At 39.6% G+C, this 19055-nt stretch carries 22 protein-coding genes and 1 rRNA gene; 1 reads left to right on the forward strand and 22 read right to left on the reverse strand.

The features are described from left to right. Nucleotides 1-166: 166 nt before the first annotated feature. From ACWM35_RS24175 to metG, 11 genes are all read right to left on the reverse strand, one after another. A complete protein-coding gene (locus tag ACWM35_RS24175) occupies nt 167-541 on the reverse strand; it encodes a RidA family protein (RefSeq protein WP_454821446.1) in 375 nt (124 codons plus the stop codon). A gap of 2 nt (nt 542-543) precedes the next feature. Further along, entirely contained in the window at nt 544-1374 is an 831-nt protein-coding gene (purR, locus tag ACWM35_RS24180) for a pur operon repressor (protein WP_454821447.1), read from the reverse strand. Between the two features lie 55 nt (nt 1375-1429). After that, nucleotides 1430-2299, reverse strand: a complete 870-nt coding sequence (gene ispE / locus ACWM35_RS24185) for a 4-(cytidine 5'-diphospho)-2-C-methyl-D-erythritol kinase (RefSeq protein WP_454821448.1) — start codon at nt 2297-2299, stop codon at nt 1430-1432. A 405-nt stretch (nt 2300-2704) separates the two neighbouring features. Continuing rightward, nucleotides 2705-2890, reverse strand: a complete 186-nt coding sequence (locus tag ACWM35_RS24190; protein ID WP_454821449.1) for a small, acid-soluble spore protein, alpha/beta type — start codon at nt 2888-2890, stop codon at nt 2705-2707. A gap of 313 nt (nt 2891-3203) precedes the next feature. Continuing rightward, nucleotides 3204-3467, reverse strand: a complete 264-nt coding sequence (gene veg, locus ACWM35_RS24195; protein ID WP_335415523.1) for a biofilm formation stimulator Veg — start codon at nt 3465-3467, stop codon at nt 3204-3206. Between the two features lie 202 nt (nt 3468-3669). Next, the gene (yabG, locus tag ACWM35_RS24200) at nt 3670-4554 is read right to left on the reverse strand and encodes a sporulation peptidase YabG (RefSeq protein WP_454821450.1); all 885 of its coding nucleotides are present in this window, start codon (nt 4552-4554) and stop codon (nt 3670-3672) included. Between the two features lie 266 nt (nt 4555-4820). Then, a complete protein-coding gene (rsmA, locus tag ACWM35_RS24205; RefSeq protein WP_454821451.1) occupies nt 4821-5699 on the reverse strand; it encodes a 16S rRNA (adenine(1518)-N(6)/adenine(1519)-N(6))-dimethyltransferase RsmA in 879 nt (292 codons plus the stop codon). Further along, on the reverse strand, nt 5692-6252 hold the full coding sequence (rnmV, locus tag ACWM35_RS24210; RefSeq protein ID WP_454821452.1) for a ribonuclease M5: 561 nt from the start codon (nt 6250-6252) through the stop codon (nt 5692-5694). The genes rsmA and rnmV overlap by 8 nt, the downstream gene beginning before the upstream one ends. A gap of 185 nt (nt 6253-6437) precedes the next feature. Then, nucleotides 6438-7616, reverse strand: a complete 1179-nt coding sequence (locus ACWM35_RS24215; protein ID WP_454821453.1) for a ubiquitin-like domain-containing protein — start codon at nt 7614-7616, stop codon at nt 6438-6440. Nucleotides 7617-7853: 237 nt separating this feature from the next. Beyond that, nucleotides 7854-8621 (reverse strand): TatD family hydrolase, encoded by a 768-nt coding sequence (locus ACWM35_RS24220; RefSeq protein ID WP_454821454.1) that lies wholly within the window; start codon nt 8619-8621, stop codon nt 7854-7856. A 150-nt stretch (nt 8622-8771) separates the two neighbouring features. Beyond that, on the reverse strand, nt 8772-10733 hold the full coding sequence (gene metG / locus ACWM35_RS24225; protein ID WP_454821455.1) for a methionine--tRNA ligase: 1962 nt from the start codon (nt 10731-10733) through the stop codon (nt 8772-8774). Nucleotides 10734-11187: 454 nt separating this feature from the next. Here metG and ACWM35_RS24230 point away from each other — a divergent pair, with 454 nt between their 5' ends. Next, nucleotides 11188-11472: an AbrB/MazE/SpoVT family DNA-binding domain-containing protein gene (locus ACWM35_RS24230; RefSeq protein WP_454821456.1), complete on the forward strand. Its 285-nt coding sequence runs from the start codon at nt 11188-11190 to the stop codon at nt 11470-11472. A gap of 43 nt (nt 11473-11515) precedes the next feature. Here the strand turns inward: ACWM35_RS24230 and rsmI are convergent, their stop codons facing one another. The 11 genes from rsmI to rrf all read right to left on the reverse strand — a co-directional run. Next, entirely contained in the window at nt 11516-12391 is an 876-nt protein-coding gene (gene rsmI / locus ACWM35_RS24235) for a 16S rRNA (cytidine(1402)-2'-O)-methyltransferase (RefSeq protein ID WP_454821457.1), read from the reverse strand. Beyond that, nucleotides 12369-12656 carry a GIY-YIG nuclease family protein gene (locus ACWM35_RS24240; RefSeq protein WP_454821458.1) on the reverse strand — a complete coding sequence of 96 codons (288 nt, stop codon included), beginning with the start codon at nt 12654-12656 and terminating at the stop codon, nt 12369-12371. The genes rsmI and ACWM35_RS24240 overlap by 23 nt, the downstream gene beginning before the upstream one ends. Continuing rightward, nucleotides 12646-13386, reverse strand: a complete 741-nt coding sequence (locus ACWM35_RS24245) for a tRNA1(Val) (adenine(37)-N6)-methyltransferase (protein ID WP_454821459.1) — start codon at nt 13384-13386, stop codon at nt 12646-12648. The genes ACWM35_RS24240 and ACWM35_RS24245 overlap by 11 nt, the downstream gene beginning before the upstream one ends. Nucleotides 13387-13534: 148 nt before the next feature. Further along, nucleotides 13535-13909 carry a DNA replication initiation control protein YabA gene (gene yabA / locus ACWM35_RS24250; protein WP_454821460.1) on the reverse strand — a complete coding sequence of 125 codons (375 nt, stop codon included), beginning with the start codon at nt 13907-13909 and terminating at the stop codon, nt 13535-13537. Between the two features lie 12 nt (nt 13910-13921). Continuing rightward, entirely contained in the window at nt 13922-14749 is an 828-nt protein-coding gene (locus tag ACWM35_RS24255; RefSeq protein WP_454821461.1) for a PSP1 domain-containing protein, read from the reverse strand. Beyond that, on the reverse strand, nt 14742-15749 hold the full coding sequence (gene holB, locus ACWM35_RS24260; RefSeq protein WP_454821462.1) for a DNA polymerase III subunit delta': 1008 nt from the start codon (nt 15747-15749) through the stop codon (nt 14742-14744). The genes ACWM35_RS24255 and holB overlap by 8 nt, the downstream gene beginning before the upstream one ends. A gap of 32 nt (nt 15750-15781) precedes the next feature. Then, complete coding sequence (locus ACWM35_RS24265; RefSeq protein ID WP_454821463.1) at nt 15782-16111, reverse strand: cyclic-di-AMP receptor; 330 nt, start codon at nt 16109-16111, stop codon at nt 15782-15784. 159 nt (nt 16112-16270) lie between these two features. Beyond that, nucleotides 16271-16888: a dTMP kinase gene (gene tmk / locus ACWM35_RS24270; protein ID WP_454821464.1), complete on the reverse strand. Its 618-nt coding sequence runs from the start codon at nt 16886-16888 to the stop codon at nt 16271-16273. A 21-nt stretch (nt 16889-16909) separates the two neighbouring features. Continuing rightward, the gene (locus ACWM35_RS24275) at nt 16910-18349 is read right to left on the reverse strand and encodes an aminotransferase class I/II-fold pyridoxal phosphate-dependent enzyme (RefSeq protein WP_454821465.1); all 1440 of its coding nucleotides are present in this window, start codon (nt 18347-18349) and stop codon (nt 16910-16912) included. A 93-nt stretch (nt 18350-18442) separates the two neighbouring features. Continuing rightward, the gene (locus tag ACWM35_RS24280) at nt 18443-18643 is read right to left on the reverse strand and encodes a sigma factor G inhibitor Gin (protein ID WP_454821466.1); all 201 of its coding nucleotides are present in this window, start codon (nt 18641-18643) and stop codon (nt 18443-18445) included. Nucleotides 18644-18945: 302 nt separating this feature from the next. Then, nucleotides 18946-19055: ribosomal RNA gene (rrf, locus tag ACWM35_RS24285) — 5S ribosomal RNA — on the reverse strand; the annotation flags it as partial.

The raw sequence follows: 19055 nt of genomic DNA on the forward strand, positions 1-19055 counted from the left end.
CTAAAGTTAAAAAGCTAGTTTATTAAATTCAACAGATAATCACATAATCCTTCTTTAAATTTAAAATATTTTTGAAAATTTTAGTCATTATTGTGAACATTTGTAAAAACAATACATTTTTTCCTATTTCGTACATTGACATAAATCGCAAAAAAAAACGCTCGTATTATTTTACGAGCGCAATGACTTCAATTTCAATTAAGACATCTTTTGGAAGACGGGCAACTTCTACACAAGAACGTGCTGGTTTATTTGTTGAAAAATATTGACCATATACTTCGTTCACAGCTGCAAAATCATCCATATTTTTAATAAAGACCGTTGCTTTCACAACCGTTTCAAACGAGGCACCAGCTGCAGTAAGAACTGCATCCAAATTTTTGAAAACTTGATGAGTTTGTTCGATTATTCCGCCTTCTAGCAAAACACCCTCTGCTGTTAACGGAATTTGTCCTGAGCTATAAAATAAATTATTTACAATAATCCCCTGCGAGTAAGGGCCAATAGCTGCAGGTGCTTGGTTGGTTTGAACTACTTTCATTCTCATTCCGCCTCTCTTCGTTTAAAATAATTGCCTTCTTTTACTTGAATCTGTTTTTCCTTTTCATCTACTTCCGTCAGTTGGACAAGGGAGACATATTCATCCACTAGACGTTCCTGGACTTTTTCATCTTCCACTAAGACAGCGATCCCAGCAACTTCTGCATTAAACTCCTCAAGCAAACTAATCATCCCCATGACCGTGCCGCCAGCTTTCATAAAGTCATCGACAATCAGTACTCTTGACCCTTGAGCTAAGCTTCTCTTCGATAAGACCATGGTTTGAATTCTTTTGGCAGAACCAGAGACATAATTAATGCTCACGGTTGGACCTTCTGTCACTTTACTGTCTCTTCTTACAATCACAACAGGGGCATTCAGTTGACTGGCAACAGCATAAGCAAGGGGTATTCCTTTTGTAGCGACTGTCATTACTACATCAATTTTTGCATCTGCATAAGCGGAAGCAATGATCCTTCCTGCTTTTTGCACCACCTGAGGATCTCCCAAAATATCTGTTAAATACAAGTAACCACCAGGTAATAGCCGGTCTGGTTTAGCAAATAAATGGCACAATTCCCCGACAAACTTTTTAGCGTCTTCCATACTTACATTGACTAGATATTTAACTCCTCCAGCGGCACCTGGTACCGTTTGCAACGTTCCAATGCCTCTTTGTTCAAACGTTTCTTTGATTATAGCTAAATCTTCACTAATGGATGATTTAGCAGAAGAGTAACGTTCGGCAAAAAAGGTGAGCGGTACAAGTTGGCGCGGATGGTCAAGTAAATAGTTCGTCATATCTATTAATCGTTCACTGCGGCGAAACTTCATAGCGGACCCCCAAAAGACGAATATTCTATTAACAGAATATCATTTTTGTACGTTTTTAATCAAGAGAATGTCGCTCTCCCAGCATCCTTACAGCGAAAACTTGATCACAAAATCCTCTTAAACCATTATAAATCCGGTGCATCCTAGAATCATGCTGGACAATTCCAAACACAGTAGGTCCACTACCACTCATTAGCACAGCATCTGCACCAAACCGCTTCATTTGCTCCTTAATTTGTGCTACTTCTGGATGGAGATTCAAAGTAACATCCTCAAGAACATTGCCTACATTATGACAAACCTGATGGTAGTCATTATCTTTAATGGCCTGAATCATATCCTGAGTATTCGGGTGCTTCATTCCATTTAAGTCCAAACGCCGATAAACATCAGCGGTAGAAACACCAATAAAAGGTTTGGCAAGAATGACCCAGCAGGTTGGAGGAGCAGGAAGTTCGGTAATGATTTCCCCTCTTCCTGTCGCTAACGCTGTCCCTCCATATACACAGAACGAAACATCCGATCCAATTTCGGAGCCAAGCTCGGCTAATTCCTCCATCGTCAATCCTAGATTCCAAAGTTTATTTAAGCCTCTTAGAGTGGCAGCAGCATCACTGCTTCCTCCAGCTAATCCCGCGGCAACAGGAATCGTCTTCTCCATAGCTATTTCCACGCCTTTTTTCACCTGAAAGCGGTCCTTTAACAATTGCGCAGCCTGATACGCTAAATTCCGCTGATCGTCCGGAACATACCGATTATGGGAAAGTATCCGTATTTTATCTTGATCTAATAAAGTTAATTCAACTCGATCAGCCAAATCAATCGTCGTCATTATCATTTCAACTTCATGAAAACCATCAGGACGTTTATGTAAAACATCTAAAGATAAGTTAATTTTGGCCGGTGCTTTTACTAAAAGCTTCACTACGCCCACCTACTTCTGTAAAATCCGAATTCCACATTTTGTCCTATTTTACCACAAAAAGATAAAAGTAAGACGTGACAATGTGACAATTATTTCAGATTACATATTTTATCATTAATAAACGAAAAGCGGAAGCGCCTTGACCAGGGGCGATATAGGGAGAATTAGCGATTGGCGAAGCCAGAGCTTAGTCTCCCTTAATGCGTACAGTTTCTGTAGCCAGGCATAAGACGAGCCGGCGAGAAGGTTGTTTTTTAACCTTCTTGACGGATTGGCTTATGACCCGAGCCCCTAGGCGTTGGAGCTCGACAATTCTCAAAGTCAAGACTTAAAAAAGCCAAGGCTTTTGACCTTGGCTTTACCATGTGTGATCTATTTTTAACATTAGAGGTAATTTCAAGCTTACTAAGAATTTGAGTTTCTATTCATCAACTGTTGTTGTGCAAGTTCTACTGCTCGTTTGACCATATTCCCTGCATCTTTTGCACGGATACCGCCCCAGCCTTCCTTTTGAACAACATCATAAAAACCGAGTTCTTTTGCCAGCTCCTCTTTAAAGTGGCTAGACATAACTCCTCTTCTTCTCGCCATCTATACAACCCCTTTCAACACACACGGCATTATTAGTATGGGTTGAATCCTTTAATTGATGAGGGCTATTTTCCCTTTTTAAAATGGCGTATTAAATAAGTCCGTTGATTTCCACTCCAGGCACTTCGCTTTCCGCAAGCGGTACGGGGAGCCTCCTCGTCGCTGCGCTCCAGCGGGCTCTCCCCTGTTCCGTACTCCCGCAGGAGTCTTCGTACCTTCCGTTCCAATCAACAATGTCCTATCACACAGCCTTTTAAAAAAGCAAAAAGCAGTAAACCTGAGTTTACTGCTTACGTATTGCTTATATTCTAACTTAACTTAAAGCTACATTTCCTGCTGCATCTTCATAGAAGGTAATTTGAACGGTTTCTGTCAAAACATCTGCATAGCTGTATGACACTCGTTCAAATGCATTTTCTTCCTGGTCTAATTCAATTACGAAAACTGAAGGGTACGTTTCGGCTAACACGCCGGATCGTTCGATTGTTTTTCTGCGTCCTCCGTTTGCCTTAAGCAACAATCTTTTCCCTAAATTGGAATCTAGAGCCTTTTTAATATCGGCTAAAGTTTTTGGCATTCGGTCCACCTCACTGTGTAAAGTATATCACACTGACATAGTCCTGTCAATTAAAAACATAAAATTATATCAGTCCGACAAAATGATTGTCAATATTTTTTCTTCTACTTTTTCTACTAAAATTCAACATCTCTAGGTTTACCTTAATAAGGGAAGAATATGTGCTTAGAATAAAAAAATAAGCCTTCCGCTAATTAAAGGCTTATGAATCTTCTTCCTGAACAGGATTATATGGCATCCCGGTTCGTAAAACACCTTTTGTTTCAATACCTCCCAGCCCTTTTTCTCCTGTTAGCGTATTTCGCAATACGTCCCAAACATTAATCCTCTCCATAAACGGTGTAAAACTAATTTTTGCAACAATATACACAGGATCAAGTGCATGAATATTGATCCTGGATGGTGAGCTGGCAAAATTCGCCCCTGCGTGAATTAAAGATTCAAAATGAGATTGACAGGCACCAGCAAAAATAACGAGTTGATCCAAATGCGGGATTTTCCTCCGTGCCTCTCTTACCGTTTGTACAAAATGCTTTGAATGACGATAAGCATTCAGATCTGTCATCTTACCCTTAGACTTTGAGTAGGCATCATGACCGGTAATCACCAGTATATCTGGACGATAATGATCGATTAATTCACCTATCCTATTTGGCATTTCCTTTTCATGACAATGAACACCATAAACAGGAATCCCAATCTTCTCATATAATGTCATACACTTTTTTAAATAGTCGGGATCACCATCTAAATGAAGAACCTTCCCAGGAATCTGAAAATAATTTGATGGTTTCGCATAGCCATCTGTGGCTGTATATTCCCGTCTTTGCTTGATTAAATGGACATCCTGCGCAAACAAGCGGTAGGATTGCTCTTCTAATGCTTTATATTCTTTTGAAATTTTCGATCTCATGTTTTGATCTGCTTTTTCTAAATCTTCGTATGGTGCATCTGCCACTAAACGAAAATCTTCCCCATATAGGATAGCAAACCTAGCACCGTTTATTTCTTGTATATCGATCACCCGGAATAAAATATCACAGTTATAGGACTGCCTTCCGACTATATCCATTCGTTTAATATCCACTGCCGTCACTCCAATTAGATCAGCGTATAGGCCTTCTAAATCACGTTTCTCTCATAGGCTATGCAACGACCCAGGAATATGTGAATTTATAAGAAAAGCGGAAGCGCCTTGATCAGGGGCGACAGGCATAAGACGAGCCAGCGAGAAGGTTGCTTTTTAACCTTCTTGATGGATTGGCTTATGACCCGAACTCCTAGGCGCTGGAGCTGGACAATTCTCAAAGTCGAATTTTTACTTCTAGCAAAAAAAATAGACCTATATTAGGTCTATTTAAAAAATGGATACAATTCATCGCTTAGGCGCCCAAATTCTTCGAGGGATAATGTCTCTCCTCTTCTAGTTGGGTCGATTTCAGCAGCAGACAAAGCTTTTAAAATATCTTCCTTCTTTTGTTTTCCATCTGGAAGCTGACTGGTTAGATTATTGAGCAATGTTTTTCTTCTTTGGGCAAAGCTCGACCTTGTTACTTGGAAAAAGAAATTTTCGTCCTTTACTGTAACAGCTGGCTTTTCTCGTCTTGTTAGGCGGATTACTGCCGAATCAACATTTGGCTGCGGGACAAACACAGTTTTAGGAACAATCATGACTGTCTCCGCCTTTGTATAATACTGGACCGCGATCGAAAGTGATCCATACTCCTTTGTCCCGGGACTCGCGGAGATTCGGTCAGCGACCTCTTTTTGCAGCATACAAACAATTCCCCGAATCGGCAGATGCCCCTCTAGAAGTTTCATAATAATCGGAGTTGTCACGTAATAAGGTAAATTCGCAACGACCATGATATCGTCTATATCCGTAAATTCATCGGCCATCACAGTCTGAACATCCGCCTCAAGCACATCTTTATGTATCACTTTAACATTTTCATAAGGTGATAATGTCTCAGCCAAAATGGGCAATAATCTTTGATCGATTTCAAAAGCCACGACTTTTTTGCTGCTGCGGGCAAGTTGCTCGGTCAGTGCACCGATACCAGGCCCAATTTCAATCGCCCCAGAATTTTCACCAAGCTCTGCAAAATCTACAATTCTTCGTAAAATGTTCGTATCAATTAAAAAGTTTTGTCCAAGGCTTTTCTTAAAAGAAAAACCGTATTTTTCAAGTATAGCCCGTGTTCTTACCGGGGTTGCAATATCTTTATTCATTATTTTCCTCCTGTATGACAACTGCCAATGCTTGGGCAAATTCTTGTTTACTAATTTGGAACATCATTAAGCGCTTATGGAGCTGCTTCCCATTGGTATAACCAATTTTTAAAAGCTTTCCTAATTTTATCCTGCGCTCTTTTGAGCCTTCACCACCAATGAGGCCTGCTGTGATTAAATCCTCTTGGGTAATTTCTTCTGCGATCGTTTCCCGCATGACTTGAGCATCTTTTAATGCTTCGCGGATTGCCTCTACCTTGGCATGCTCGACTCCTAGACCTTTTCCATTTTTAGCTAGTGCTGCCTCTTTCGGTAAAAAAGCATGCTTACACCCCGAAACCTGCTCTGAAATCGTCTTTCTAATTTTCTCACCTGGAAAGTCTGGATCTGTAAAGATAATGATTCCTCTCGTCTCTTGTACCCGTTTAATTTTTTCAATTGTTTCTTGATTAACGGCAGAACCATTGGTTTCGATTGTGTCAGCATCCACTGCCCGTTTGATCGCCGTCGTATCATCTTTCCCTTCTACTACAATGACTTCTTTTATCTTCATTTTTCATTTCCCCATAAAAATTTATTGAATTGAAAAAAACTTGAAACATTTTTGTAATGTCCATCGTCTATATTAACAAATACTTTCATATGATTTAGTAAAAAGTTATAGGCATTCGATGTAAGTATAAAGAAAATAACGGAAAAAGCAAAATGCAGAGGTACGAGACCTCTGCACTTGTAAGCCTATTTTAATATTTTGATCTTGACCTTCCTTACTCCCCAGCGGAAAGCTTCCGCTTTTGATGGAAAGAATACATCGATTTTGTAACCTTTAATGGCACCGCCAGTATCAGCCGCTATCGCATAACCATAGCCTTCCACATAGACCTTTGTTCCAAGTGGGATAATTCTCGGGTCAACTGCTATCACTTTCGCGTTCGGGTTGGCACGTAAATCAAGCCCAGTTGCCGTTGTGCCTGAACAGCCATTGCAATAAGCTGTGTAGGCGGTGGTACTAACATAAAACTCTGTACCGGTCTCGGCTCCACGGGAAACCTGAATATCCAATTCCTTCGTTCCGACAGCTACAACCTTATCCTGTTTCTCTTTAAGATGCTGTTCGCTAATTATTTTCCTTGATACTTCCTTGCCATTCTCAAGGGTTACCTCATATTCTCTTGAAACAAGTCCCTGTTGTCCTTGATTGACAAGTACTTCTTTTCCTTCTTCTAAACTCTCATCCTTCTTTGTTATGACGGCAAAATGAACTGGTTCTTCCACTACATCGGTGACTTTTTCTACGCGAATGACATTAATGCTGTCATTATCTTTTAGTGTCTCTGCTAATGACGGTTCAACTCGGTCAAATTCATTTAGTTTGATACCCTGTTGTGTTAAAAAGTCAGCGACCGTAGCCGAAGTAGACCAAACCTGTTGCGTTTTTCCACCGTCGATAAAAGTGAGAGGATGAGCAACTTTAATATTGATTTTCATCTTATTCTTAATGGAATCCTGCGTTTTTGGTGAAATCTTATCCTGTTCGTTCAATACAATTTTTTGCTCTTTTAAGAGCTCATCAACCGTACCGGCTGTTGTCCAGATCGTTTTTTTCTCGTTGTCTTTGACAATTTGAACCTGTTTTGCTTGCTTCCAAACAACCTTTTGGTTGTCTTTTAACTTGGCGTTTGCCGAGGGAAACAAGTAGTCTCTTGAGTTAAGGGTTACATCCATTTCTGTGAATAGTTCTTTCACTGTATTGGCATGTGTTTTTACAACTTTTTGCTGTCCGTTAAGAGTCAATGCAACAGATTTCTTTGATCCTTCAAAGTATGAAAAACCTAGAGTGGCTGCTAAAACTACAAAACTAGCAAAAGTAATGACCAACCTTTTTCTACTCAAAGACTTGGAAAACAGGCTTTTCATGTTTTTGAATACGATGAAAAACGCCTCCTTTTCCGGGAGAGATTATTGAGAAACACGCTGTCGGCTGTCAACCCTTGCATTTCCTGCGAACGTATTACCTATTATGCATAATGTTGGGAAATTTGCAAAGGAAAACTTCTCGACACGGTTATCCTATGTAGAAAAGGAGACATGTAGAACTTTAAGTTATCTGAAAATTTTCGGACAAGCTTCATGGATGTTCGACATCGTTTTCTATCAATTTATGTCGAATATTTTTTTGGCATTGCGTGTCGTAGCTTCGGCCACTTCCTCGTAAGTTAGCCCTTTAATTTCTGCAATTTGCTCAGCAACTAACTTAACATAGCCCGGTTCATTGCGTTTTCCACGGTATGGATGCGGTGCTAAATACGGACAGTCTGTTTCGATTAATAGTTTTTCTATTGGAACCTCAGCTGCCACTTCTTTGGGCTTTTTGGCGTTTTTAAAGGTGACAGGCCCGCCAAGTGAAATGTAAAAGTTCATTTTTAGACATTCTTTGGCAACCTCGGGACTGCCGCTGAAGCAATGCATGATTCCACCAACTTCTGCCGCACCCTCTTCCTGCAGGATTTCAACAATATCAGCTGTTGCTTCCCGATTATGAATGACAATTGGAAGCTTTACTTTTTTGGCTAAGCGGATTTGTTTGCGGAAAACTTCCTTTTGAATTTCCTTAGGAGATTTATCCCAATGATAATCCAATCCCATTTCTCCGATTGCTACTACCTTTGGATGTGCAGCTAATTCCTCAATCCAAAGTAAATCCTCATCTTTCATATCAATGGCATCAACAGGATGCCAACCTACACAAGCATAGATAAAATCATAGGTTTCTGCTAAATCCATCGCTTTTTCAATCGTCGGCCGATCAAACCCAACACAAACCATATGAGATACACCCTCATTTTGAGCTCTAGCAATTACCTCCTGCAAATCTTCCTTATACTGTTCTGCATTTAAATGGACATGAGTATCAAATAACATATAAGCCGCTCCTTTGTCTTATTAGCTCAAGTTTTACTGTCATTTTTATAAAAATAAACTGGGAAAATAACGAAAAATGTTTCACGTGAAACATTTTGTAGAATGTTGCAAAGAAAAAGAGCCTTGAACAGGCTCTTTTATTATAACTCTCTACTTCACCTTCGAACCATTTGGCAAGGTTTGGTCCACAGTCGCAAGTGATAGTTGACCGTCCTTTGAACCTGCTAAAATCATGCCTTGTGAGAGTTCACCGCGAAGTTTAACTGGTTTAAGATTTGTAATACAAATCACTTTTTTTCCAACTAAATCTTCAGGCTTGTAGTATTGGGCAATTCCTGAAACAACCTGCCGCTTTTCATAACCAAGATCAAGCTGAAGCTTTAAAAGCTTATCTGCCTTTTTAATTGGTTCAGCCTGAATAACCTCTGCAACGCGCAGGTCAATCTTCATAAAGTCATCAATAGCAATTTCTGCGATTTCTTCTGGCTTTTCTTCAACTTTCTTCTCTTGCACCTGTTCTGGAGCTGTTCCTCCCATTTTTGAGCGGATAAAATCTACTTCATCAGCAATTTCTAGACGTGGGAAAAGCGGATTCCCCTTCTCCACCTTGGTACCACTTTCAATGGCGCCGAAGCTTGCTAAACTATCCCATGTTTTCAACGCAGCTTCCCTCACACCTAACTGCTCAAAAACACCATTTGGTGTCCGAGTTAAGAAAGGCTGCAGCAGCACGGCCATTCTTCTTAAGGACTCTGCCAAATGAGCCATGACACTTGCCAATTCACCCTTACGTTCTTCCGATTTCGCTAACGTCCATGGCTGCGTTTCATCTATATATTTATTCGTCCGGCTTACTAACTGCCAAATCGCTGTTAGAGCAACGGAAAACTCCATTTTTTCCATTGCATCCTCGTATTTAGAAACCGTTTCACGGTTCATTTGCAGCAATGATTCATCAAATTCCGTGATCGAGCCGGAATACTCTGGTATTACACCTTCAAAATATTTATCAATCATCGCCACTGTACGATTTAAAAGGTTTCCTAAATCGTTCGCTAAATCAAAGTTTATTCTTTCGACAAAACCCTCTGGTGTGAATACGCCGTCTGCTCCAAATGGTACTTCCCGTAATAAATAATAGCGAAGGGCATCCAGCCCATAGCGATCAATCAATGTGACAGGATCAACGACATTGCCCTTGGATTTGGACATTTTTCCATCCTTCATTAACAGCCATCCATGAGCAAATACCTTCTTTGGAAGTGGAACATCCAATGCCATTAACATGATTGGCCAATAAATGGTGTGAAAACGGACAATCTCTTTTCCTACAAGATGAACATCTGCAGGCCAGTACTTTAAGTAGTTACTATCATTCTCTGTACCGTAACCAAGAGCGGTAATATAGTTTGATAGCGCATCGATCCAAACATAAATCACATGCTTAGGATCGCCAGGAACTTTTACTCCCCAATCAAAGGTAGTTCTGGAAACAGCCAAGTCCTCTAAACCGGGCTTAATGAAGTTATTGATCATTTCATTTTTTCGCGATTCTGGCTGGATGAATTCAGGATTCTCTTCATAATATTGCAACAGGCGGTCTACATACTTACTCATTCTGAAAAAGTAAGATTCCTCTTTCACAATTTCAACCGGTCTTCCGCAGTCAGGGCAATTACCATCGACTAACTGGCGGTCTGTATAGAACGATTCACAAGGTGTACAGTACCACCCTTCATATTTGTCGAGATATATGTCCCCTTGTTCAAGAAGTCTAGCAAATATTTTCTCAACAATTTGCTTATGTCGATCTTCTGTCGTCCTGATAAAATCATCATAGGAAATATCAAGTTTTTTCCATAAGTCCTTAATTCCGTCAACAATTTCATCCACATATTGTTGCGGAGTAATCCCCTTTTCTTCTGCCTTACGCTGAATCTTCTGCCCGTGCTCGTCAGTTCCTGTTAAATATCTAACATCATAACCGCGCATCCGCTTATATCGTGCCATTGCATCCCCAGCAACCGTTGTGTAGGCATGACCAATATGTAAATTTCCACTCGGATAATAGATCGGGGTAGTCAGATAAAATGTCTTTAATTTTTCCGCCATTTGTAACCCTCCTAAAGTAGGCCATTTCAATTAATCTATTTCTTCATTATTGCCCTTTTTTAGCCTCTTCTATCATCAAAATATACATAAAAATTAACATTTGTGCAATATTACCGATTTTCAATGCAATTCCATTTTTTTAAATATTTTTCCTTATACCCCCAAAAAACAATCCGCGCAAACGAATATTATGATTGGCCCACTGTAGAATTTTGTCGAATTTGTTTTTTCCTAATATTTTATATAATAATATTTTTTAACTGTTTATTAATGCGTATTTTCGATAAATCCCGATGTAGCAACATCTTCACAAAAATATAAAAATTTCCATTACTTTTTAAAATAAAATAATTGACGGATTTGGGAAACGCTGGTATTATAAAAATATGAAAAATATGTCGAATATTGACGAATAGATAAAATATATAGCTATTTTCGAGAGGAGATTAATTAAATGAAATCTACTGGTATTGTCCGTAAAGTTGATGAGTTAGGTCGTGTGGTTATTCCGATTGAATTAAGACGTACACTTGGTATTGCTGAGAAGGATGCTCTTGAAATCTACGTAGACGATGAGCGCATTATCTTGAAAAAATATAAGCCAAACATGACTTGCCAGGTAACTGGTGAAGTTTCAGATGACAACCTAGCACTTGCAGGCGGTAAATTAATTCTTAGCCGTGAAGGTGCAGAACAATTAATACAAGAAATTCAAAATCAATTTGAATTAGCGAAATAAATATAAAACTTAAGCTTCTCCAAAAGTGGAGAAGCTTTTTATTTTATTCAATATGATAGATCTGATAAACTTCTCGTTTATTTAAGCCCCGATCTTTTGCTGTTTGTTTTATCGCCTCTTTGGAAGACATGTCTTTACTATTAATATAATGGTTGATATGCGCTTCAATTGTCAAAGGCTCCCACCAGCTTATTTCCTCTTCTTGTTGCTGCTCATCTGCGCCCTCAACAATTAAACAAAACTCACCACGAATTTCATCTTGATTGGACCATTCTAAAATTTCTTCCAAGCTTCCTCTAATAAACTCTTCAAACCTTTTCGTTAGTTCACGACAGAGAGCCATATTACGATTGCCGAGAATTTCACGCATAATCGCCAGCGTTTCCTTCATTCGATGCGGTGATTCATAGAAAACCAATGTTGCCTTTTGCTTCTTTAGAATTTCTAGCTCTTCCTTCTTCTCTTTTTTACTACGGCTTAAAAAGCCATAAAAGTAGAAAGGCTGACAGGATAGGCCAGAGGCAATTAGTGCCGTAAGAGCTGCATTGGCTCCTGGTAACGGGACAACTGTAATTTTTTGATCGACAGCTGCTTGGACCAGTTCATATCCGGGGTCAGAAATGGCTGGCATACCTGCATCACTCACTAAGGCGATTTTCATCCCGTCTTTCACTTTATGAATGAGTTTCTCTCCGCTCGTATCTTTATTATGTTCATGATAGCTGACAACAGGGGTTTGGATTTCAAAATAATTACATAGCTTTTTCGTATTCCTTGTATCCTCTGCAGCAATTAAATCTGCTTCTTTTAAAATCCTAATCGCTCGGAAGCTCATATCCTCAAGATTTCCAATTGGTGTCGGAACAAGGTAAAGAATTCCTTTTTGCTCTTCATTCTCAAAGCTCTTCTGCTGCCACATCATAACCACCTGCTTCTTTTATTAAAAACTCTATCTTCTTCTTACGAGTCATTCGCTTAAATTGATATTCTGCACGCAATGCATCACCTTTACTGTCAAATTCCTGATAGTAAGTAAGCTGCACTGGTCCCCGCCCTCGTGTATACTTTGCCCCTTTGCCTTCATTATGTAGTTTAATCCGCCGTTTTAGATTATTCGTATACCCTCCATAAAAACTGCCATCTTTGCAGGTTAACACATAGAAATAATGATCATTATTCTCCATATAAAATCTCTCTAATTTCAGCAGTGTATTCATTCTCTTCATTGTATACGAATAATGGTGGGAGAATCTTTAAATCAGGGCTGCCATCTTTTATTGCCTCCACCAAAATCGTATTCGCCTCTTTTCCCTGCTTTGGATAAACGAAACGAATTCTTTTCGGTTCTAGGCGATACTCCCGCATCAATGTAATAATGTCTAGTAAGCGACCAGGCCGATGGACAAAGGCTACTTTCCCTCCCTGACGAACTAACTGACTGGAGGCTTTAACCGCATCCTCAAGTGTACAGAGAATTTCATGTCTAGCGATCGCAAGGTGCTCATTGGGGTTCATTTCTTCTTTTGATGGTGTTGTGAAATAAGGCGGATTGCACGTGACTACATCAAATTTACCAAATCCAAGCTTTTTTGGAATTTCCTTTATATCGCCATGAATCATTTGAACCTGTTCTTGAAGGCCATTGTATTCGACACTTCTAGCCGCCATATCGTATAAGCGCTCCTGAATTTCAACCCCGGTAATCTTCCCTTTCGTTCTAGCACTTAAAAATAACGGAATGACCCCGTTTCCACTGCAAAGATCAATGATGTTTCCTTTTTGAATGGGAACATACGTAAATCGTGCCAGCAATACAGCATCTAGGGAAAAGGCAAATACAGAGGGACTTTGAATAATCCTTAAATTTTCTGCAAGCAAATAATCAAGCCGTTCATCATCTTTTAAATTTACCATATGAATATGTACCTCTTTTTTATTAGAAAACTCGCCTCTGGCTCCGCCCTTAAAGGCGCAGTTAGAGGCGTAGTTGCACTTATGCCTGATAGGAAAGATATACTTTCCTATCGGCAAAAAATAGCCCTCCATAATGGAAGGCACTGAGTTATTTCTTATTTAGAAAGGAGAGGCAGAATAAGCAATCGCCTTCCTTCCGCAAACTTCCAAAATGAAGGTTACAAATATGAAATCCTTCTTGATAGAGACGGGCGAGGTTATCGTAACCTTCGCCAATATCTACGGACTTATCGCTGCCTGACTGCTGCGGGTTTGTCCCCTTTTTCATTTTCGTATCCTTCTTTTCTTCTTTTTCCGTGGTTACATCTAAACGGCGTCTTAGATGTTCATTTTCCAGCTTTAAATAATGATTCTCTTCTATTATTTCGGCTAAATGCTGCTTTAATTCTCCTAGCTGTTGGTAAAGATGGCCAATCTGTGTTTCCATATTACTTACTGAATCGAATATCTCTTTTTTATCCACGTCTTCCACCTCTTAATCTGTGGATTGTATAGAAAAGGCACCTTCTTTATTGATTTCATCTAATGTATACTCCAGAACCCGTTCTTGTTCCTTAAGTTCCACCTGAAGTACCCGCTCTAATATATTTAATCCTACCACTTTCCCCTGTCCATCAGGAGTAACGATGATTTCACCTAAATCAGGCAGCTGCTCCTTCGCTGCTTCATACTCATCGTTTTCATATTTTAAACAGCACATCAGTCTACCGCATAAACCGGATATTTTCGTAGGGTTTAATGATAGATTTTGATCCTTTGCCATTTTAATCGAAACAGGGTCAAAGTCTCCTAAGAACGTAGAACAACATAACATTCTTCCACATGGGCCAATCCCGCCGAGCATTTTTGCCTCGTCTCTGACGCCAATTTGACGCAGTTCAATCCTTGTCCGAAAAATAGCAGCTAAATCCTTCACCAACTCGCGAAAATCAACTCTGCCATCGGCAGTAAAGTAGAAGATGATTTTATTTCGGTCAAATGTATATTCGACATCCACTAGCTTCATATCTAGTTGATGCTCAATTACTTTTTCATTACAAACTTCATAGGCTTCCTGGGCAGCATGTTTATTTTCATCAACAATCATTCGATCCTTATGGTCCGCTATTCGCACTACTTTCTTTAACGGAAGAACGACGTCATGCTCATCTACCTGTTTACGAGGAACAACGGCTTTACCATATTCAATTCCCCGCACCGTTTCGACAATTACAAAGTCATCCTTTTGAATCGAGAGGTCCCCAGGATCAAAATAATAGATTTTCCCCGCTTTTTTGAAGCGTACTCCTACAACATCATACAAATGAAGATCCCTCCTGCAAAGTTAACACAAGCTCTTCCATCATCAACTGCGGATTCATATTAGCCGCAAGCTTTCTTTTTGCTTCGAGAATCGCTGACATTTGATCCGATAACCGCCGTCCGGATGTCGTTAGGGCAAATTGTCTTAACCGGCCACTTTCACTCTTAAAGACAATTTGCTCCTCTTTGTCTAACTGTATATATAATAAATCTTTAAAAATAAGAAGTAATAGATCTAAACCACGATTAATCTGTTCTTTCTCTTTAAAGTGTGAAAACCAATCTCCTTGAAGTGTTACCATTGCTTCTAACGGATTTTTTTTCAACACCTCATACAATTTTAACACTATTTTTTGGGCTTGTGCAAACCAATCATCGACATTTAATTGATATGCTTCTTCTAGACTATTGGTTAGATGTGCCAGCAATGGTGCTTTTAGCGGATCAACGCCATTTTCTATCAATTGCCCAATCATTGTTTGTGGAGATAACGGCTGAAATGATAATATTTGGCAGCGCGAAAGAATAGTAGGTAAAATTTGCTGCGGCTGCTCCGTTAATAGAAATGCTGTTGTCGCAGAGTTAGGCTCCTCTAAGAACTTTAATAAACTATTCGCAGCACTGGTGCTCATTTTGTCGGCATGCTCAAGCAGATAGACTTTTCTGGAAGACTCTACTCCCTTTTTGGCAAACTCCGTCTGCAGTTCCCTGATTTGATTCACCTTAATTGACTGCCCATCAGGTTCAACAATATGAACATCCGGATGATTACCACTGTTAATCCTTCGACAATTACTGCAATTTTCGCATGGTTTAAAACCTTCCACGAGAGAATCACAAAAAAGGGCTTTCGTCATTAATAAGCCTATTTCCCTTTTCCCTGTCCCTCTGATTCCCTCGAGCAGGTAGGCATGGGCGACACGATTTTTTAACATGCTGTTTTTAAACATTTTTAACACGGTTGGCTGCAGCTCTTCCAGTTGATCCCATGTTTTCACCAAGCTAATCACTCACTCACAAAAATAAGATTTTATTAAAAATGCAAAAATTGTTCAATTGGCAGGACGAATACCGTTGCGCCACCAACTTCTACTTCTACTGGATAGGGAACGAAGGAGTCAGCGTTTCCTCCCATTGGGGAGACTGGAGCCACTAATTGATCCCTCGATTGACAATTATCCTTAATTATTTTTAGGGCACGGTCTACCCGGATATCTTCTGTTCCAATCATAAAGGTGGTATTGCCGGATTTCAAAAAACCACCTGTACTTGCAAGCTTTGTTGCTCGAAAATTATTATCTACTAGTGCTTTTGATAACCGATTACTATCCTGATCCTGTACTACAGCAATAATCAGTTTCATCCAACCAACCCCTCCTCAGAACTTCCTTTTTCTATATTATAACAGGTATTAGTAGTTGATACATGTATATTCGAATGTTACTACTTCTGAATTTTGCAAAATTATAAAAGCGGAGCTCCTCGAAGACCAATTTAATGATTTCATATAAAAAAGCCTTGGTTAAAAGGCTCTTTGTTTTAATACTTGCATCGTTTTTGTGAACACTTCGTCTATCGTACCTGAAGCATCTATAGTGACAATCCGTTCTGGAAAACGTTCGATTAAAAGATGATATCCTTCCCTCACTTTATAATGAAAGTCTAGGTTTTCTAAATCCAAACGATTCACTTCTCGTCCTTTATTCTTGTTAATTCGCTTCATTCCCAGCTCTGGTTCAATATCGAAATAAATCGTTAAATCCGGCATCATTTGCTCAATCGCAAACTGATTAATCGTAAATACCTCATCCATTCCTAAGCCGCGGGCATATCCTTGATATGCTAACGAGCTATCGACAAAGCGATCACAAAGGACCATCTTTCCTGCTTCTAACGCCGGCTTGACCTTCTCAATTAGATGCTGTCTTCGTGCTGCTGCGTAGAGCAGCGCCTCTGTTCGTGGGTCCATCGCTGTATTTTCTTTATCTAAAATAACCCTTCTAATTTGCTCGGCAATATCAATCCCTCCTGGTTCCCTCGTTAAAAGTGCATCCTTTAACTCATTAGCAACCATTCCAATGATTGTTGATTTACCCGCACCATCCGGGCCTTCGAATGTAATAAAAAATCCGTTCTTCACTATGTCTAACCCTCCAAAAACTTATGTTGAAAAAACTGTAAGCAAGCCCTTATCTAATAAAGAACCTCCTTGAAACCTTGCTCCGCTTTTGAGTAAAAGACTTAACGTCTCTAACTTATCTTCTGTTATCCACTCACCCGCTAGCAATAGGGGAATCCCTGGTGGATAGGGAATCACCACTTCGGCACTGACCTGTCCTGCAGCTCCTGCAATCGGTACATTCATTTTTTCAAATGATGCAAATTGATGATAGGGAATCGCTAATTCATTAACCTTTGAACCGTTCCTTTGAAATTCCTTTCTTTTGCCGGAAATCGGTTGTTCCTCTGCTAAGATAGCCCTTATTTTTTCATTTGCCTCGTCCAATCGATGAGCTAGATCCCTTTTTAAGAGCGGTAAAATAAATAGGACATTTTCCGGGTCGGCCAACTCTGTATAGATTCCAGCCAATTCAAATCTCTTTTGCAGTTCAAATCCGCTCATTTTACCTCTTGTCTGTATCGTTACCTTTAGAGGGTCCCCTTCTGAATTTGGGTACTCTAATACCTTTATAGCCGATATCCTTGCTAATTCTGCTTGAAATTTCTGTTTTTCATTAATAAGGTATTGAACATCCTTATCTTCATAGGTGGCTAAATAATTCCTAGCTAAATCTAAAGAAGCCATAATCACGTAGGATGGGCTGCTGGATTGGAGCATTTGCAGGTAATCCTGAATGACATCAACACTGATTCGGTTGCTGTTAACATGCAAAAATGAACCCATTGTCATCGCGGGTAATGTTTTATGTGCGGATTGGACGACAATATCAGCACCTAATTCGATGGCTGATGTTGGGAACGGGCCGCCGATAATAAAATGCGCACCGTGAGCTTCATCAACTAAAATAGGCAGATTATGTGAGTGTGCCAAATCTATCACACTTTTCAAATCGTATACCATACCGTAGTAATTGGGATAAGTCAAAATAATCGCTTTTGCTTTAGGATAACGGGCAATTGCTTCCTCCACCGTTTTATGACTTACTCCCGTTGCTGTTTTCCATGTAGGGTCAAATTCAGGCTCTAAGAATACCGGGCGGACTTTAGCTATTTTTAATGCATGCAATACAGATTTATGACAATTTCTTTGTACGAGTACAACATCATTTGTTGTTGCAGTCGCCATGATCATCGCTAAATTCCCGACCGTTGATCCATTGATAAGGAAAAAGCTCTTCTGTACTTGATAAAGGTCAGCTAATAATTCCTCTGCCTCTCTAATAATCCCATCAGGTGAGTGCAGGTCATCAAGTCCCGATAGTTCCGTTGCATCTAGCCTCAGAAGCTGCTGGAAATGGTCTTTCGCCTCTAAAGAGAATATCTCTCCATATTTATGTCCAGGAACATGAAATGAAATAGGTTTATTATGACTATGTTTAAGCAATGCGTCGTATAATGGTAGTCGCTTTTGTTTGTCCATTCTTATACTCCTTCGTAGAGTCTCATTTATTTTAACAAAAAACGACAAGCTCTACCTGAATCCTCGCAAAAAAATAAAGCCCAAATGGACTTTTTACGAAAAAATTTCTGGTGTCGTAATTTTTTTCAACTGTTCTAGATAATATTTATATTTCGGGTCATGTGTTTCTGTTTGAATTAAATCCTTTTCACATTCCGTACAAATAAAAGATGTATACAGATGTATCCCTTTTGGCTTTACATTCTCACAAATAACACAAGTTTCCTGGTAATGATTATGTGCTAATGAACTCACCCCACCACCTCCACACACCTATTCTTGCCGTTGTTACTCAATTGTATACAATTTTCCGAATTATCCTTTACAAGAATTTCCTCGTTTATATCATATGTAACAGATTCCATTTGGGTGTATGTCTCGTTTCGATTTCTTTTAAAACACTTCGTACTTTTTTATTAGTCTTTTATCTTTCCCTTCAAAAGTATTACTCTTCAGCCGCCTTTTCCTTTTCACCAGAATGATTCCCCACTAAAACAACACTCTATTACCTTTTAAACACAAAAAAAGAACAACCTACTAAAGGTTGTTCTTCGTTTGCCTGGCAACGTCCTACTCTCACAGGGACAAAGTCCCAACTACCATCGGCGCTGAGAAGCTTAACTTCCGTGTTCGGTATGGGAACGGGTGTGACCTTCTCGCTATTGCT

This window comes from Neobacillus sp. K501, assembly GCF_053749995.1.

Excerpts from the sequence above, each read along its gene's own strand:
- ACWM35_RS24175 (WP_454821446.1), bottom strand. The coding sequence starts at position 541 with ATGAAAGTAGTTCAAACCAACCAAGCACCTGCAGCTATTGGCCCTTAC.
- ACWM35_RS24240 (WP_454821458.1), bottom strand. The coding sequence starts at position 12,656 with ATGGAGAATAATGATCATTATTTCTATGTGTTAACCTGCAAAGATGGC.
- ACWM35_RS24245 (WP_454821459.1), bottom strand. The coding sequence starts at position 13,386 with ATGGTAAATTTAAAAGATGATGAACGGCTTGATTATTTGCTTGCAGAA.
- ACWM35_RS24265 (WP_454821463.1), bottom strand. The coding sequence starts at position 16,111 with ATGAAACTGATTATTGCTGTAGTACAGGATCAGGATAGTAATCGGTTA.
- ACWM35_RS24220 (WP_454821454.1), bottom strand. The coding sequence starts at position 8,621 with ATGTTATTTGATACTCATGTCCATTTAAATGCAGAACAGTATAAGGAA.
- purR (WP_454821447.1), bottom strand. The coding sequence starts at position 1,374 with ATGAAGTTTCGCCGCAGTGAACGATTAATAGATATGACGAACTATTTA.
- rnmV (WP_454821452.1), bottom strand. The coding sequence starts at position 6,252 with ATGAAGATAAAAGAAGTCATTGTAGTAGAAGGGAAAGATGATACGACG.
- metG (WP_454821455.1), bottom strand. The coding sequence starts at position 10,733 with ATGGCGGAAAAATTAAAGACATTTTATCTGACTACCCCGATCTATTAT.
- ACWM35_RS24215 (WP_454821453.1), bottom strand. The coding sequence starts at position 7,616 with ATGAAAAGCCTGTTTTCCAAGTCTTTGAGTAGAAAAAGGTTGGTCATT.
- rsmI (WP_454821457.1), bottom strand. The coding sequence starts at position 12,391 with ATGTGGCAGCAGAAGAGCTTTGAGAATGAAGAGCAAAAAGGAATTCTT.
- ACWM35_RS24230 (WP_454821456.1), top strand. The coding sequence starts at position 11,188 with ATGAAATCTACTGGTATTGTCCGTAAAGTTGATGAGTTAGGTCGTGTG.
- ACWM35_RS24190 (WP_454821449.1), bottom strand. The coding sequence starts at position 2,890 with ATGGCGAGAAGAAGAGGAGTTATGTCTAGCCACTTTAAAGAGGAGCTG.
- veg (WP_335415523.1), bottom strand. The coding sequence starts at position 3,467 with ATGCCAAAAACTTTAGCCGATATTAAAAAGGCTCTAGATTCCAATTTA.
- ACWM35_RS24275 (WP_454821465.1), bottom strand. The coding sequence starts at position 18,349 with ATGGACAAACAAAAGCGACTACCATTATACGACGCATTGCTTAAACAT.
- rsmA (WP_454821451.1), bottom strand. The coding sequence starts at position 5,699 with ATGAATAAAGATATTGCAACCCCGGTAAGAACACGGGCTATACTTGAA.